The 14,462-nt window shown below is 71.3% G+C and carries 13 protein-coding genes and 2 pseudogenes; 6 read left to right on the top strand and 9 right to left on the bottom strand.

Features of this window, described 5'->3' with window-relative positions; genetic code table 11:
• Positions 1-388: 388 nt before the first annotated feature.
• Positions 389-871 (top strand): DUF4440 domain-containing protein, encoded by a 483-nt coding sequence (locus ACFZAM_RS03805; protein WP_391042429.1) that lies wholly within the window; start codon positions 389-391, stop codon positions 869-871.
• Between the two features lie 302 nt (positions 872-1,173).
• Here the strand turns inward: ACFZAM_RS03805 and ACFZAM_RS03800 are convergent, their stop codons facing one another.
• Entirely contained in the window at positions 1,174-1,602 is a 429-nt protein-coding gene (locus ACFZAM_RS03800) for a MarR family transcriptional regulator (protein ID WP_391042427.1), read from the bottom strand.
• Between the two features lie 119 nt (positions 1,603-1,721).
• On the opposite strand from ACFZAM_RS03800, the gene ACFZAM_RS03795 reads away from it, so the two are divergent.
• The 4 genes and pseudogenes from ACFZAM_RS03795 (at position 1,722) to ACFZAM_RS03780 (ending at position 5,291) form a co-directional block, all read left to right on the top strand.
• Complete coding sequence (locus ACFZAM_RS03795) at positions 1,722-1,853, top strand: hypothetical protein (protein ID WP_391042425.1); 132 nt, start codon at positions 1,722-1,724, stop codon at positions 1,851-1,853.
• Positions 1,854-2,015: 162 nt separating this feature from the next.
• Positions 2,016-2,699, top strand: a pseudogene (locus ACFZAM_RS03790) (nuclear transport factor 2 family protein); the annotation flags it as partial.
• 173 nt (positions 2,700-2,872) lie between these two features.
• Positions 2,873-3,937: a hypothetical protein gene (locus ACFZAM_RS03785; protein ID WP_391042423.1), complete on the top strand. Its 1,065-nt coding sequence runs from the start codon at positions 2,873-2,875 to the stop codon at positions 3,935-3,937.
• 169 nt (positions 3,938-4,106) lie between these two features.
• Positions 4,107-5,291, top strand: coding sequence for an FG-GAP-like repeat-containing protein (locus ACFZAM_RS03780; RefSeq protein WP_391042422.1), 1,185 nt, complete (start codon positions 4,107-4,109; stop codon positions 5,289-5,291).
• Positions 5,292-5,711: 420 nt separating this feature from the next.
• Here ACFZAM_RS03780 and ACFZAM_RS03775 read toward each other — a convergent pair whose 3' ends face one another.
• The 3 genes and pseudogenes from ACFZAM_RS03775 to ACFZAM_RS03765 form a co-directional block, all read right to left on the bottom strand.
• Positions 5,712-6,095 carry a Rid family hydrolase gene (locus tag ACFZAM_RS03775; protein ID WP_391042420.1) on the bottom strand — a complete coding sequence of 128 codons (384 nt, stop codon included), beginning with the start codon at positions 6,093-6,095 and terminating at the stop codon, positions 5,712-5,714.
• Positions 6,092-7,219 carry an enolase C-terminal domain-like protein gene (locus tag ACFZAM_RS03770; protein ID WP_355335835.1) on the bottom strand — a complete coding sequence of 376 codons (1,128 nt, stop codon included), beginning with the start codon at positions 7,217-7,219 and terminating at the stop codon, positions 6,092-6,094. The genes ACFZAM_RS03775 and ACFZAM_RS03770 overlap by 4 nt, the downstream gene beginning before the upstream one ends.
• A 139-nt stretch (positions 7,220-7,358) precedes the next feature.
• A pseudogene (locus ACFZAM_RS03765) lies at positions 7,359-8,117 on the bottom strand (creatininase family protein); the annotation flags it as partial.
• A gap of 41 nt (positions 8,118-8,158) precedes the next feature.
• On the opposite strand from ACFZAM_RS03765, the gene ACFZAM_RS03760 reads away from it, so the two are divergent.
• A complete protein-coding gene (locus ACFZAM_RS03760; protein ID WP_355335832.1) occupies positions 8,159-9,130 on the top strand; it encodes an ROK family protein in 972 nt (323 codons plus the stop codon).
• Between the two features lie 74 nt (positions 9,131-9,204).
• On the opposite strand, the gene ACFZAM_RS03755 is transcribed toward ACFZAM_RS03760, so the two are convergent.
• From ACFZAM_RS03755 to ACFZAM_RS03735, 5 genes are read right to left on the bottom strand one after another with little or no spacing between them, the layout of a single operon-like run.
• Entirely contained in the window at positions 9,205-10,029 is an 825-nt protein-coding gene (locus ACFZAM_RS03755; RefSeq protein ID WP_391042418.1) for an ATP-binding cassette domain-containing protein, read from the bottom strand.
• Positions 10,026-10,940, bottom strand: coding sequence for an ATP-binding cassette domain-containing protein (locus ACFZAM_RS03750; protein WP_391042416.1), 915 nt, complete (start codon positions 10,938-10,940; stop codon positions 10,026-10,028). The genes ACFZAM_RS03755 and ACFZAM_RS03750 overlap by 4 nt, the downstream gene beginning before the upstream one ends.
• Positions 10,937-11,845 carry an ABC transporter permease subunit gene (locus ACFZAM_RS03745; protein ID WP_391042415.1) on the bottom strand — a complete coding sequence of 303 codons (909 nt, stop codon included), beginning with the start codon at positions 11,843-11,845 and terminating at the stop codon, positions 10,937-10,939. Before ACFZAM_RS03745 ends, ACFZAM_RS03750 begins: the two co-directional genes overlap by 4 nt.
• Complete coding sequence (locus ACFZAM_RS03740) at positions 11,842-12,846, bottom strand: ABC transporter permease subunit (RefSeq protein ID WP_391042414.1); 1,005 nt, start codon at positions 12,844-12,846, stop codon at positions 11,842-11,844. Before ACFZAM_RS03740 ends, ACFZAM_RS03745 begins: the two co-directional genes overlap by 4 nt.
• The gene (locus ACFZAM_RS03735) at positions 12,843-14,417 is read right to left on the bottom strand and encodes an ABC transporter substrate-binding protein (RefSeq protein WP_355335818.1); all 1,575 of its coding nucleotides are present in this window, start codon (positions 14,415-14,417) and stop codon (positions 12,843-12,845) included. Before ACFZAM_RS03735 ends, ACFZAM_RS03740 begins: the two co-directional genes overlap by 4 nt.
• Between the last annotated feature and the right edge of the window lie 45 nt (positions 14,418-14,462).

Here is a 14,462-nt window from a genome sequence, read left to right as displayed (position 1 = left end):
AACCCACGAGCGCAGCCGGCAGAAGCAGCAGGGATGAGACCCACGCCTCGCCCAGACCCAGATTGCTGAACCCAGCGCACCACCCGACACACCGGCTTGACAGGGCCAGCGCCCGCACCCCCGAAGGTTGCAGGTCGGGGGCGTTCGCCCCCGTCCACGAGCGTCCAGCAAGCCCTGGAGCCACCACCCCGGCCCAGCTCAGACCATCCACGTCCCGGCGCACACCAAAGCAGAACGTCGGAGAGCGTGTTGAAGGCAACCCCTCACCGGTTCGAAACCCATATCCTCCAGAAGGCTCGCCGGCCACGACGCGAATCGACCGGGATCAGGCTGGGGCGGATCTCGTACGGCGGCGGTGACCGTTCCAGCAGTCTCCGCCAGCCCCTCGATGCTGGGACCGCTGAATCCGGCGAGGTGGGTACCGTCGCGATCGGCCGAGGATTCACAGGTCGGCAGGGCGAGGAGGATGGGGATGGGGATGGGGATGGATCAGGTGGCTCTTGAAGCCGCTCTTCACGATGCCGAGCAGAGGTTGCAGGCCGCGGTTCGATCAGGTGATGCGCGGGCATTGGACGTGCTCCTGGACGACCGTGTCGTCTACACGGGGCCGGACGGCAGCACCGTGACGAAGGAGGAGGACCTGGGGGCGCACAGGTCCGGGACCTTGGCCGTCGAGGTCTTCGAGCAGCAGGACCTGGACGTGACCGTGGTGGACTCCACCGGGATCACCCGCGTACTGGCCGGGCTTGAAGGCACCGCCGGCGGACATCCGTTCAAGGCGCGCCTTCGCTACACCCGCACCTGGATCCACGTTGACGGCACCTGGCGCGTCCTGGCCGCCCACGCCAGCGCCGTACCGGATCTCGGGTAGAGGCTTACGGATCGGCCACGCACTCGCAGGCGACGCGCCCTCGTCGGACCCCGATGCCCCGTTCGCCGTTGTCGCGGGCGGCCGTCCGCTCGGCAGGTAACGTCTGCTCGGCCGTCGCTCCACCCAGCACCCGCCGCAGGTCGGAACCCCCGTGCTTCCTCGTGAACGACGCCGTGGCCCGTGGGAAAGCGTGCGGGGGCAGCACTCCACGAGTTCGGATCTCGTGTCCTCAGCAACTCACCGGGCAATACGGCGTCGGCCCGTCATGGCCGCGGAGGGCAGCGGAACCGCGCGGCGGGTGGTCAGTCGGTGACGTTCGAGGCGAGGCGGTCGAGGGCCGCGGAGACGGCGGCGAGTTCGGCGGGGGTGAAGCCGAGTCGGAGGCGGCGGTCGAAGTCGACGGCGGCGTCGCGGAGTTTGAGGAAGAGCGCGTGGCCGGTCTCGGTGAGTTCGACGACGTGGACGCGGCGGTTGTCGTCGGCACGTCGACGGGTGAGGAGGCCGTCGCGTTCCATCGCGTTGAGGTGGTGGGTCAGGGTCGCGCCGTGGATGCCGATGGCGGCGGCGAGACCGCGCTGGTTGCCGAACCGTGTCGTCTCCAGCGACATCAGGATCAGCCACACCGGCAGCGACCCACCGGCAGCGGTGAGCGCCGCGTCGAACTGTCCTGAGACGACCTTCGCCACCCGGGTGAGATGCGTCCCGAACGGCGGGCCCTGCGGCGCTGGCATGGCCGCGAGTCTACAACGGATCCTTGCTGACCTAATCGTTTGATATCCAACGCTTAGAGATCCTCATCCCGCCCGGCGGCGTCCGCGGCTTCCGCAACGACTCCGGCGAGGCCGCCTCGATGCTGCTGCTGTTCTCACCGGGCGCTCCGCGCGAGGAGTACTTCGAGCGGCTGGCCACCCTGGCCGAGGACCCGATGGGCGACGCGGAGCGCGACGAGTTCATGCGCAGTCACGACACGTACTGGCTCTGACGGCGTCCGTCACCGACCCGTCGACGCCGCGCCCGCGCCCGTACCCGTACCCGTACCCGTACCCGTACGAAGGAGAGTGTCATGACGACCGCAACGGGCGACCCCGCCGCGTCGCTCACCGAACTCACCGACCGCTGAGCCGACGTCGAACGTACCGGCGACGCCGACGCCCTGGCCGCGCTCGTCACCGATGACCTCACGATGGTCGGACCGTTCGGCTTCGTCCTCGACCGCGGGCAGTGGCTCGATCGCTACGGCGGCGGCGACCTCGTGACGTACGCGTTCGGCTGGACGCTCGACTCCATCCGCGTACACGGGGACACCGTGATCGGAATCGGCCACGCCCGCCACGACTGCGCGCACCGCGGCCAACGCGCCGGGGGCGACTTCCGCGTCACCGTCGTCGCCGTCCTCGCCGACCGTGACGCAAGCGGTAACGGCGGGGACAGCCAACTGCGTCTGGCGGCAGTGCAGTTCAGCCCGATCGCCGACCCGCGCGGCAGCGGTGACGGCAAGCGCACGAACCCCCACCGGCACGCGCGGCAACACGATCGGTTCGGTCGACCGCGCCTGTCGGCGGCTGGACGCGGCTTTCCGGTGGGTCAACTTCGAGATCCCGGGTACCAAGGGCCAGTCCATGCGCATCTGTGGCGGCGGTTCGACCGGGAGTCGGCCGATGCCGTGGGTGCTCCGGTGCGGCTGTGTCCGAAAGATCGGTGGAGTGAGGGGCAGTTCAGGCTCGGTCCGCAGCATGACGTGCTGCGAGAAGCGATCGACAGCGCGTGGGACCAGTTGCGCTCGGTGACTGACGGCGGCGCCGAGTCCGGCGGACCGGGTGATGATTAGCCTCAGCCCGTGGTTTTCTGTCATCCGTTCGCGAGGATACGAGTGCGGGGGCGGAGCCGGTGTCGTTGACATCCCAACTACAGGGCGGGGAAATCGGCCGCTGGTGCGCACACCGGTTGACCGGTACGGCGGAGGTCGCCGCATCGTTACCGAAGGCGGTGCGCGGGCGGCGGGTGCTGTTTCCCCGCGGTCAGGTCGACGGCCGCCACTGGGCGGCGGTCGGCGGGGCGTTCGGCGCACGCCTGGCCACTCTGGTGCAGCCCGCTCCGCCGTACTACGCGCTGCACGGACTCGTGGCGGCCGGACTGGTCCGCCGGGAGTGGGCAGACCAGCAGGCGGCCCGCTATCCGACGCACGCCGGGCTCGGCGCCTCGCAGCGGGCGAAGGCGCTGGACATACGTCCGACCACCACGGGCTGGCTGGACCTGGCGCCCGGTGCGCGGCCCTCGACGCGGCGCAGCGAGCTGGACGCGATCATCAGCGGCCACATGGGCATCCGGCTCGGGACGGACGTCCCTCTGCCCGCCGAACCGGTCCTGGCCGACTTCCTGGAGCGGACCCGGGCCTATGCCGAGCGGTACGCCCCGCCCGGTCAGCTCGGCACCCCCGGCGCCGAGGCCGGACTCGCCCGGAGCTACTGGCTGTTGGAGATATTCGAGAGCGTCTACCGCTCCGGGGCGGTGGAGGAGTCGATGCACCGGGTCTTCCGGCCCGGCGTCCCCACGATCGAGGTGATGCGGGCAGCCGCGAGTGAGCAGGTGGTCGAGGAGTTGGCGCGGCTGGCAGAGCAGACGCAGAGTTACGGCGCTCTGGCCGAGTTACGTCGACTCGCCGGAAATCCAGCCCCTGGACGGCCGTTGGGCATAGCGGGTCCGGTTCTCGTCAACCACTGGGCCGATGGCGACCTGCTGATATCCGGCCCTGACGGTGCCACCCTGATCGACGTCAAGACCGTGGTCAAGACCGACCGGCCGGACCGTTCCTCCCGCTGGCTGTGGCAACTCCTCTGCTACGCCTGGCTCGACACCGCCGACCGCTATCGCATCCGCAGCGTCGCCTTCTACTTCGCCCGCCACGGCGTCCTCGTCACCTGGCCCCTCGCCGAATTCACCGACTTGCTCCTCGGCGGCGCCGACCCCCGCCAGGCCCGCGCCGAATTCCTCACAGCGGCGAGGAAAGCCATGACGGGCGAAGGAGCCCGACTGCCGACGGGCCACGCCGAGCTGCCGCCGGCGTAAGCCTCGTAGGAGCCGAAGCTCAGCCGTCCGGCCCCCTCGGTCAGCGACAACGGCCGCCTTCGACCGCGACCGGCTCCATCATTTGGCGCGGTGAGGCAGGGCGCGGATACGGTCATCTTCGCGGCTTGCCGGGAAGAACCTGTGCGGGCCGCGACAGGGGAGGGAACGAATGCGCACCACACTGCTTCGCCGGGCGGCTTCTGCGGCCGTTGCGCTGGGGCTTTCCACACTCGGCCTGGTGACGGCGGGCGCCGCGCCCGCACAAGCCGCGGTCGGCGACTGCCCCTCGGGGTACTTCTGTGCCTGGAAGGACGACAGGGGCACAGGGCCGATGTTCAAGACGAACACGAGCAAAGCGACGCTGGGCACCTGGAACAACAGTTTCGCCCTGGTCATCAACCGCTCGGCCCTGATCGCCTGCACGTTCGACGACCCGAACTACGGTGTCGCGCACGGCTACGGATTCTGGGCGCCCCGACAGAGCTACCCCACGGGCATGCGCCCCTACATCAGCTCGTTGAAGCTCGTCCGCACGCTGCGGGAGTGCGAGGGCCCCGCCTATCCGTACTGGGACGCGGCGACGGCGCCGAAGCTGTCCGGATTCGGGGACATGAATGCCGACCGGAAGTCGGACCTCCTGGTCCGTGATCCCGTCGGACGCCTGTGGTTTCTGCCTGGTGACGACACTGGGCGCCTGGTCGGCTCCGGTGGCTGGAACAGCATGAACGCCCTGACCCGGCACGGTGACTTCAGCCGGGACGGGCGCGAGGACGTGATCGCCCGTGAGGCGTCCACCGGCAAGCTGTGGCTCTACCCCGGCACCGGCACCGGCGGGCTCGGCACGCGCAAACTGATCGGCACCGGCGGCTGGAACAGCATGACCAAGATCACCGCCTTCGGTGATCTCTCCGGGGACGGCCGGGCCGACCTTGTCGCCGTGGAGAAGTCCACCGGCAAGTTGTGGCTCTACCCCGGCACCAGCGCCGGCGGGCTCGGCACGCGCAAGCTCATCGGCACCGGCGGCTGGAACAGCGTGAACGCCCTGGTCGGTGCCGGTGACATGAACGGTGACGGCCGCCCCGACCTGATCGCCCGTGAGGCGTCCACCGGCAAGTTGTGGCTCTACCCCGGCAGGACCGGGTCTGTCGGGTCGCGTGTGCTGATCGGCACCGGCGGCTGGAACGCGATGAGTTCTCTCATCGCTGTCGGCGACTGGTCGGCTGATGGTCGTGCCGACCTTCTCGCGACGAGCGGCGACTGGCTGGTCCAATACCGAGGGCTGGGCACGGGCGGTCTGCGCGCCGCCGAGCGGTACAACGCCAGTTGGTGGGGCTTGGACAGCGGCGCCTTCTGACCGACCGCGAGGGTCTTCGCCTCGGGGCGAAGGCCCTCCCGAGAGGTTGGGGCGGGTCCGACGGTGGGCGTGGCGGGCCGGGGGGGCGACGAGTCCGGATGGCGTTCCCGGGAGGACGGCGCCGGTGAGTTGGGCAGCGGGGCCCCTGGTGAGGTGAGGGGGAAAGCCCCGAACCCGCCCTCGCGGTCTCGGATCTGCACGGTGGTGATGTGCTGGGCGACGTACGCCGGTACCTGTACGCGGTGCTGAGCTGCGCTGTCCGGTGGGGAGTCGAACCCCGCGTCGCTCTTCACGCGGACCACCGCTCAGCGCGACGCGTACGGCTTCGGCCGCCGGCGCCCCGGACGGTTCCGCCGCGGCCGGGGGAGGGATCCCCGTACAGGCCGCGACGGACCGCGGAGAACCGTCGGAGCGGGCGGCTCAGGCGGTCGGGAGGAGGGCGACGACGTCGATTTCCACGAGGATGTTCATGAGGTCGGAGCCGACGGTGGTGCGGACGGGGTAGGGGGCGGTGAAGAAGGGGCGGTAGGCGGCGTCGAAGGCGGCAAAGTCGCGGTGGAGGTGCTGGAGGTGGACCGTGACCTTGACGACGTCGTCGAGGGTGAGGCCGCGCTCGGCGAGGACGGCGGTGAGGTTGCGGAGGACCTGGCGGGTCTGGTCGCCGACGAGTTCGGGGACCTCGCCGGTGAGGGGGTCCTTGGGGCCGAAGCCGGCCGTGTAGAGGAAGCCGCCGGCGACGACGCCCTGGCTGTAGGCGCCCGCGGGCTGGGGCGCGTGGGCGGTGTGTACCGCTTCCTTGGTCATCCGGTCAGATCCCCGTCCCGCTCGTTGGCCTCGGCGAAGTGGCGCAGCTTGTCCTCGTCCACGCTGACTCCCAGGCCGGGCCCTGTGGGTACTCGCAGACGGCCGTCCGCGAGGTGCAGCGGCTCGATGATGTCATCGGCGTGCAGGTAGTACATGCTGTCGATCGCGCGGGAGAGCACGGGGGTGCTGGAGACGACCGCGAGATGCGCGGCCGTCGCGATGCCCAGCTCACCGCCGCTGTGCAGGTTCATGCCGAGCCCGAACGTCTCGCAGTGGGCGGCGAGCGCCTTGGTGGCGGCGATACCGCCCCACTTGTAGACATCGCCGTGGATGACGTCGACCGCGTTGAGCCGCATCGCGGGGGCGAAGTCCTCGAACCGTACGACACACATGTTGGTGCACAGCGGTATCCGGACCTTCGCCTTCACCTGGCTCATGCCCTCGATGCCGACGCAGGGGTCCTCCAGGTATTCGAGGTCCAGCTCCTCGAGGGCGATCCCGGCGCGTACCGAGTCCGGGACGGACCAGGCCGCGTTCGGGTCCACCCGCAGATTGATGCCGGGCAGGGCGGTGCGCAGCGCCCGCAGGATGGCCACGTCGCCCGCGACATCGGTGGTGCCCTTGAGTTTGACGGCGCTGAAGCCGCCCTCCTCGACCACCCGCGTCGCGTGCTCGGCGAGCTGTCCCGGCAGGGCGGCGGCGCTCGCGCCGGGCGCGTCGGCGCGGGTCACCAGGGCGGTGATCGGCACCTCGTCGCGTACGGGACCGCCCAGCAGGTCGGTGAGCGACTGGCCGGTGGCCTGGCCCATGGCGTCCCAGCAGGCCACGTCGAGGGCGGCGATCGCCGCGTACCCGAGGTAGCCGTGGAAGAAGGGCACCATGTGCTGCTTGCGGTGGAAGCTCTCCAGGGCGAACGGGCTGGTGCCGATCAGATCGTCGGCCATCGCCCGGACGATCGCCGCGACGGGCCGGCCCCACATCGTCTCGCCCCAGCCCTCGACACCGTCGTCGGTGCGAATCCGCACGACCGTCCTGGTCTCCCCGGTCTTGGTCTCGAAGGAGCTGGTGAACGGGTTGAGCAGGGGCAGATTGACCACCCATACGTCGACGTCAGTGATCTTCATTCTTCTCCTCAGCTCGGATGGTGGCCGCGTCGGGGACAGCGGTGGCCGCGTCGGCCGCGGGGACAGTGGTCACGTCGTCGGCCGCGGGTACGGTGACCGCGTCAAAAGGCCCCGCGGTCGCCTCGTCAAAAACCCCCGCCGTCGCCTCGTCAAAAGCCCTGATCGCCCGCGCGAGCCCCACCGCCCGGTCGGCCAGCAGCCGGCGCCCGGCCCCCGCGTCCGCGCCGGAGGCGTCGTCGGTCGATCCGCCGACCCGCGCCCACTCGCCGTGGCGCTCCACGGTCAGGCCCGGATACGGCGGGTTGTCGAAGAGCGGCGGCGGATCGACCGGGGCGCGGGCGGCGACCGGGGTACGGACGAGCTCCGGGTGGGCGGCGAGCATCAGGGAGGTCTCGAACCAGCCCGCGTGCCCCGGAGTCACCTCGGGCCTGCCCCCGTCGGGCTCGCCGTCACCGGACGTGACCGTCCAGTACGAGCAGGCCGCGACGGTGACGTCGGCGCGCAGCGCGAAGCGCTTCACGGCCAGCCGCATGATCTCGTCGTTGCCGCCGTGCCCGTTGACGACCATGATCCGCCGGTAACCGCTGGTCACCAGGGAGTCCAGGACGTCGTCGAGTACGGCGCCGAGCGTGGCGGCGGACAGCGAGACGGCGGCGGCGAACAGGTGGTGCGGGCTGTGGCCGAACGGGAGGGCGGGCAGCCGTACGAGCTCCGAGGGCGTCGGGTCCCGGTCGAGCAGCGCGGCGGCGGCGTCGAGGACGGCCTCGGCGAGGAGCGTGTCGGTGCCCATCGGCAGGTGGGCGGCGTGCTGCTCCTGCGATCCGATGGGCAGCAGGGCGATTCCGGTCGCCCCGGCCCCGCGGACTTCGCGCCAGGTCAGCCGGGTCAGATCTCTCACAGCGCTACCTCCCGGAAACCGTGTCGTGGCAGAGTCGGCGCATGGTCCATGAAGGTTCTCCGTTGCGGCTGGTGCCCGAGCCCGCGCCGGGGACGGTCGCGCCCCGGCCGCCGCGGACGCTCGGAGCTGTCGAACTGGTGCCCGGACGGGTCCGGGCGGCGGTGCTGACGATGTCCGGCGCGGTGCTGCGCCGGGCCGAGGCGTCGTACGACGCCGCCACGGCCCTGCCCGCCGACATCGACGCGGCGCTCGCGCTGGCCGCCGAGGTCTTCGCCGGGTACGAACCGGTCGGGGTCGGCGTGGCGGCGGCCGGGATCGTCGATCCCGGCGCCGGTCTGATCACCGAGGTCAACGACGTACCGGCGCTGCACGGCTATCCGGTGACCGCCCGGCTCGCGGCGCTGACCGGCGCCCCGGTACGGGTCGAGCACCGGGCCAGGCTCCAGGTGCTCGGCGACCGGTGGTTCGGCGCCGGGCGTGGCCGCCGTACGTTCGCGTCGGTGTCCACCGGTGAGGTGCTGGGCGTCGGCATCCTGTACGACGGCCAGGTGCTGGCCCCGGCCGGCGGGCGCAGCGGCGCCCATATGACGGTGTCGGCCAGCGGCGAGGCGTGCACCTGCGGCGGGCGCGGCTGCTGGAAGACGGTGGCCACCACGCGCTGGCTGCGCGAGCGCGCGCGGGCGGCCGGGCTCGGCGACGGCGCCACCCTCGCCGCGCTGGTGGAGCGCGACGACGAGGCGGCCCGCCGGACGGTCGAGGAGTACGCGGAGAACGTCGCCCTGGGGCTGATCAACGTCCAGCACTTGTTCGCGCCCGGGCTGTTCGTCCTGCACGGCGAGGCGCGCGAGGGCGGTGAACGGTTCCGGACGCTGATCGAGGAACGGCTGCGCTCCGACGTCGCCTCGGCCGGAGCCTCCGCGGGGGCCGAGCTGCCGCAGGTGCTGGTGAGCGGCGCGGCCGTGGACGATGTGGCGCTGCTGGGCGGCGCGGGGCTGGTGCTCTCCCACCTCTAGGCCCGGCCCCGTCGCCGAACCCGCCTCCGGACGCACCACACGCCGCACCTCAGGTCCCGCTTCGGACCCCACCTCTAGACCGCCTCCGTACGGGGGCGGGACCGCGTACGGCGGGCGCGGCGCGGGTCGGGTACGGGCACGGCGTCCAGCAGCTGCCGGGTGTACGGGTGCCGCGGATCGCCGAAGACATCGGCCGCGGCGCCGACCTCCACCAGCTTGCCGTGCCGCATGACGGCGACCCGGTCGGCCACCTGCCGGACGACGGCGAGGTTGTGCGAGACGAAGACATAGGTGAGGCCGAGGCGCTGTTGCAGCTCCGCCAGGAGGTCAAGCACCTGCGCCTGCACGGAGACGTCGAGCGCGCTGGTGGGTTCGTCGAGCACCACGAGCCTCGGTTCGAGGGCGAGCGCGCGGGCGATCGACACGCGCTGGCGCTGGCCGCCGGAGAACTCGTGCGGGTAGCGGTCCTGGATCGTCGCGGGCAGGCCCACCGACTCCAGCAGCTCGCCCACGCGTTCGCGGGTACGTGCCCGGCCGCGTCTGCCGCGGGCGTCCGGATCGTGGGTGATCAGCGGTTCGGCGACGATGTCGGAGATCCGCATGCGCGGGTTCATGCTGGAGTACGGGTCCTGGAGGACGACCTGCATCTGGCGCCGTACGGACCGCAGTTGGGCCGGGGAGAGGGCGGCGAGATCCTGGCCGTCGAACCGGACGCTTCCGGCGGTCGGCTCCATCAGCCGGAGCAGCAGCCGGGTCAGGGTGGTCTTGCCGCAGCCCGACTCGCCCACCAGGGCGAGGGTTTCGCCCTCGGTCACGGTCAAGGACACGTCGTCGACCGCCACATGGACCGGCCTGCCGCCGAACTCCTTGCGCAGTCCGTCGAGTTCGAGCAGCGTCATGCCGACTCCAATCGTGGGGTGGCGTCCAGCAGCCGCCGTGTGTAGTCCTCGGCGGGGTGGTCGAAGACGTCCATGACGTCCCCGCTCTCCACGACCCGGCCCGCGTTCATGACCACGACCCGGTCGGCCGTCTCCGCGACGACTCCGAGGTCGTGGGTGATCAGCACGACGGCCATGCCGTGCTGTTCCTGGAGTGCGACGAGCAGGTCGAGGATCTGCCGCTGCACGGTCACGTCGAGCGCGGTGGTCGGCTCGTCGGCGATGAGCACGCGCGGCCGTCCGACCAGCGCCGTCGCGATCATCACGCGCTGGCGCAGGCCGCCGGACATCTCGTGCGGATACTGCCGGTAGCGCCGCTCGGGGTCGGGGATGCCGACCTCGTCCAGCGCGGCGACGGCCGCCTCCTTGGCCTCGGCGCGGGAGACGCCCCTGTGGTGCCTGAGCACTTCGGCGACCTGGGCGCCGACCCGCTGGAGCGGGTCGAGGCTGGTCATCGGGTCCTGGAAGATCATGGCGATGTCGTGGCCGCGGACCGCGCGGAGTTCCTTCTCGCTCACGGCGAGCAGGTCGCGTCCCCCGAAGCGGATCTCGCCGCCCGCGTACACGCACGGCGGCTCGGGGTTGAGGCGGAGCACCGACAGCGCGGTGGCCGTCTTGCCGCTGCCCGACTCCCCCACCACGGCGAGGGTTTCGCCCGCGCCGACCTGGAGGCTGACGCCCTGGACGGCGTGCACGGTGGAGCTGTCGAGCCTGAAGTCGACGCTGAGATCGGTGATGTCGAGTACGGGTTCGGGGCGGGCGGGTGCGGCCCCGGCCCGTGTCGTACGGTCGGTCGGCCTCGTAGGGTCGGTCGGCTTCCTGCGGTCGGTCGGCTTCGTAGGGTCGCTCGGCCTCGTGCGGTCGGTTGTCATCGGCGGTACGCCTTCGGGTCCGCGACGTCGCGCAGGGCGTCGCCGGTGATGTTGACGGCGAGCGAGGTGACCATCAGGCCGATGCCCGGGAACACCGCGACCCACCAGGAGGTGCCGAGGTAGAGCTGGCCGTCGGCGAGCATCGAGCCCCAGGTGACGGTCTCCTTGGGCACGCCGAGTCCGAGATAGCTCAGCGACGCCTCGGCGACGATGGCCGCCGCGATGTGCAGCGTGCCGATGGTGGCCAGCGGCGCCATCACGTTGGGCAGCAGGTGGCGGCGCATGATCGCGCCGTCGGTGACACCGATCGCGCGGGCCTCGGTGATGAAGTCGCGCGAGCGCAGCGACATCACCTCGGAGCGCACGACGCGGGCGTACGAGACCCAGCCGGTGAAGCCGAGCACGAGGATCACGTACCAGAGCCCGGAGCCGAGGAAACCGACGACGGCCAGGGCCAGCAGGATGGAGGGGAAGGCCAGTTGGACGTCGGCGAGCCGCATGAGCACCCGGTCGAGCCAGCCGCCGAAGTAGCCGGAGGCGAGTCCGACGGCGGTGCCGATCACTCCGGCGAGCAGCGCCGCGCCCGCGCCGACCAGCAGCGAGATCCGGGTGCCGTAGATGACGCGGGAGAGCATGTCGCGGCCGAGCTGGTCGGTGCCGAGCAGATGGGCGCCGCTGCCCCCGGACTGCCAGGCGGGCGGCTTCAGCCGGAGCAGCAGGTCCTGGGCGTTGGGGTCGTGCGGGGCGATCAGCGGTGCGAAGACCGCGAAGACCAGCATGACCGTGAGTACGGCGAGCGCGACGACGGCGAGCTTGTTGCGCAGCAGGGTCCGCAGGGCGGCGGCGCGCGGGCCGGGCCCCGCCGCCGTCGCCGGTGCGGCGACGGCCGGTGATGTGACGGTCATCGGGACGTCCTCACCCTCGGGTCGAGGAAGCTGTAGGAGAGGTCGACGAGCAGGTTCACCACGACGAAGGTGGCGGCGAAGAACAGCACGGTGGCCTGGACGAGCGGGAAGTCGCGGTGCGAGATGGCCTCGATCGTCAGCTGTCCGACGCCGGGCCAGGAGAAGACCTGTTCGGTGAGGATCGCGCCGCCCAGCAGGCTGCCGACCTCCAGGCCGACCACGGTCACCACCGGCAGCGACGCGTTGCGCAAGCCGTGGGTGAGCACCACCTTGACCGGGCCGAAGCCCTTGGCGCGGGCGGTGCGGATGTGGTCGGAGGACAGGACGTCGATCAGCGAGGAGCGCAGCAGCCGCGCGACGACGGCGACGGAGTACACGGCGAGGGTGACCGCGGGCAGCACGAGGTTGGCGAACGTGCCGTAGCCGGAGGCGGGCAGCGCGTGCAGTCCGACGGCGAAGACCAGGATCAGCAGGATGCCGACCCAGAACGGCGGGGTCGACTGGCCGAGCAGCACGCCGGTCATCACGGTGCGGTCGGAGGCCCGGCCGCGGCGCATCGCCGCGAAGATGCCCGCGGGGACCGCGACGACGAGCGTCACCACCAGTGCGGCGGCGGCCAGTTGGAGCGTGGCGGGCAGCCGGTCGGCGAGCACGGTGCGTACCGGCTCGTTGTAGAAGAGGGAGTTGCCGAAGTCCAGGCGCGGCAGCCCCCACAGGAAGTCGAGGTACTGGGTGAACAGCGGCCGGTCCAGGCCCAACGACCCGCGCAGTACGGCTTCTTGCTGGGCCGTCGCGTCGGGCGGCAGCAGCAGCTTGACGGGGTCGCCGGAGAGCCGGACGAGGAAGAACGAGACGGTCGCCGTGCAGAGCAGGACCAGCAGCGCGGTGCCGAGCCTGAGCAGGACGGTGCGCAGCAGCCGCAGTCCCGCGCGGTCGCGGGTGCGTTCCCGCGGCTCGCCGTCGGCGGCGGACGGCCCCCGCTGGAGGGAGATGTCGGTCATCGGGAGACCTCCGCGCTCGACATGTCGAGGACGCCTGCGGGGCCCGGCTTCCAACGCGGCCGTCGGTTGCGGGCGTAGATGTTGTCGAGCTGGTAGAGGAAGACGAACGGCGCTTCTTGCTGCATCAGCCGTTGCAGGTCGGCGAACGCCTGGGTGCGCTTGGCGGGATCGACGGAGAGTTCCTCGATGTCGACGAGGCGGTCCGCCTCCTTCGAGTGCCAGCGGCTCTGCCTGCGGTCGCTGCGGACGTTCGACTGGATCATGCTCTCGCCGTCCAGCGTCCAGATGGTGCTGGCGGCCAGGTACATCGGGCCGAGCGCCGAGTGGTTGGTGGAGGTGAGCCGGCTGGCGTACGTGCCGGGGTCGAGAAGGCTGACCTTGGCGCGTACACCGGCCTTGGAGAGGAGTCCGGACAGCGCCTCGGCGACGTTGGAGTCGTTGTTGGAGGCGGTGAGCGTGGTGCTGAAGCCGTGCGGGTATCCGGCGTCGGCGAGCAGCGCGCGGGCGGTCTCCACCGAGCGGGTGAACGGCTTGACCGAGGGGTCGAAGCCGAAGGCGCCGTGCGGGATCATCGCGGGCACCTCGCGCGCCTTGCCGCCGAGCACCGCCTTGATCAACAGGGGTACGTCGATGGCGTGGTTGAGGGCCTGGCGCACCCGCCGGTCGCTGAGCGGCCCCTTCTCCAGGGTGTTCAGGGACAGGTACGAGGTGCGGATGCCGGTGTAGGCGTCCAGGGTGACGCCGGGGTAGCCGTCGAGCTGCTGCGCGGCGTCGGGGGTGAGTCCGGCGACGAGGTCGACGCCGCCGCTCTGGAGGGCGGCGAGCGAGGACGAGGCGTTGGGCGCCGGGCGGAAGACCAGTTCGTCCACGTGCGGGCGGCCTGACCAGTGCTTCGGGTAGGCCCGCATGCGCAGTTCGTGGTCGCGCTGCCAACTGACGAACGTGAAGGGCCCGGTGCCGACGGGGTGGGCCGCGAAGCCCCGGTCGCCGACCTCCGCGAGGTAGCGCGGCGGCACGACGACGCCGCCGAACAGGGAGAGTTTGTCGGGCAGGATCGGGTCGTGCAGCGTGGTGTGGACGTCGATGGTGAGCGGGTCGACCACCGAGACGCTCTTCACGTACCGCAGTTCGACGATCGGTGACTTGGTCTTGGGGTCGAGCAGCCGCTCGATGGAGAACTTGACCGCCGCCGCGTCGCACACCTCGCCGTTGTGGAACGTCACGCCGGGGCGGAGCGTGAACCGCCAGGTGCGCTCGTCGCGCGCCGTCCACGTCAGCGCGAGCCGCGGGTGGAGGGTGTTGTCCTGCCCGCGGGTGGTGAGGGTGTCGAACATGTTGATCAGGGCGTTCATCGAGACCATGTCGCCCTGCTTCTGCGGGTCCATGGTCACCGGGTCCCCCGGCTGCGAGACCCGCAGGACGTTGCCCGCGCCGCTCGCCGGGTTGGCGCCGCATCCCGTCAGCAGCCCGGGCGCGGCGATGGCCGGCACGAGCAGGCCGCCGAGGCGCAGGACGTCGCGGCGGCGCGGACGGCTGCGGTCCACGGCCCGCCCTTGACGTATTCGTTCCATTGAACAACACATCCGTTCCGGCAGATGGAATGCGGTTGGGTTAAG

This window comes from Streptomyces sp. NPDC008079, from assembly GCF_042957385.1.
In the GTDB taxonomy this organism is placed as follows: Bacteria; Actinomycetota; Actinomycetes; order Streptomycetales; family Streptomycetaceae; genus Actinacidiphila.
This window is presented reverse-complemented; position numbering and strand designations above follow the sequence as displayed.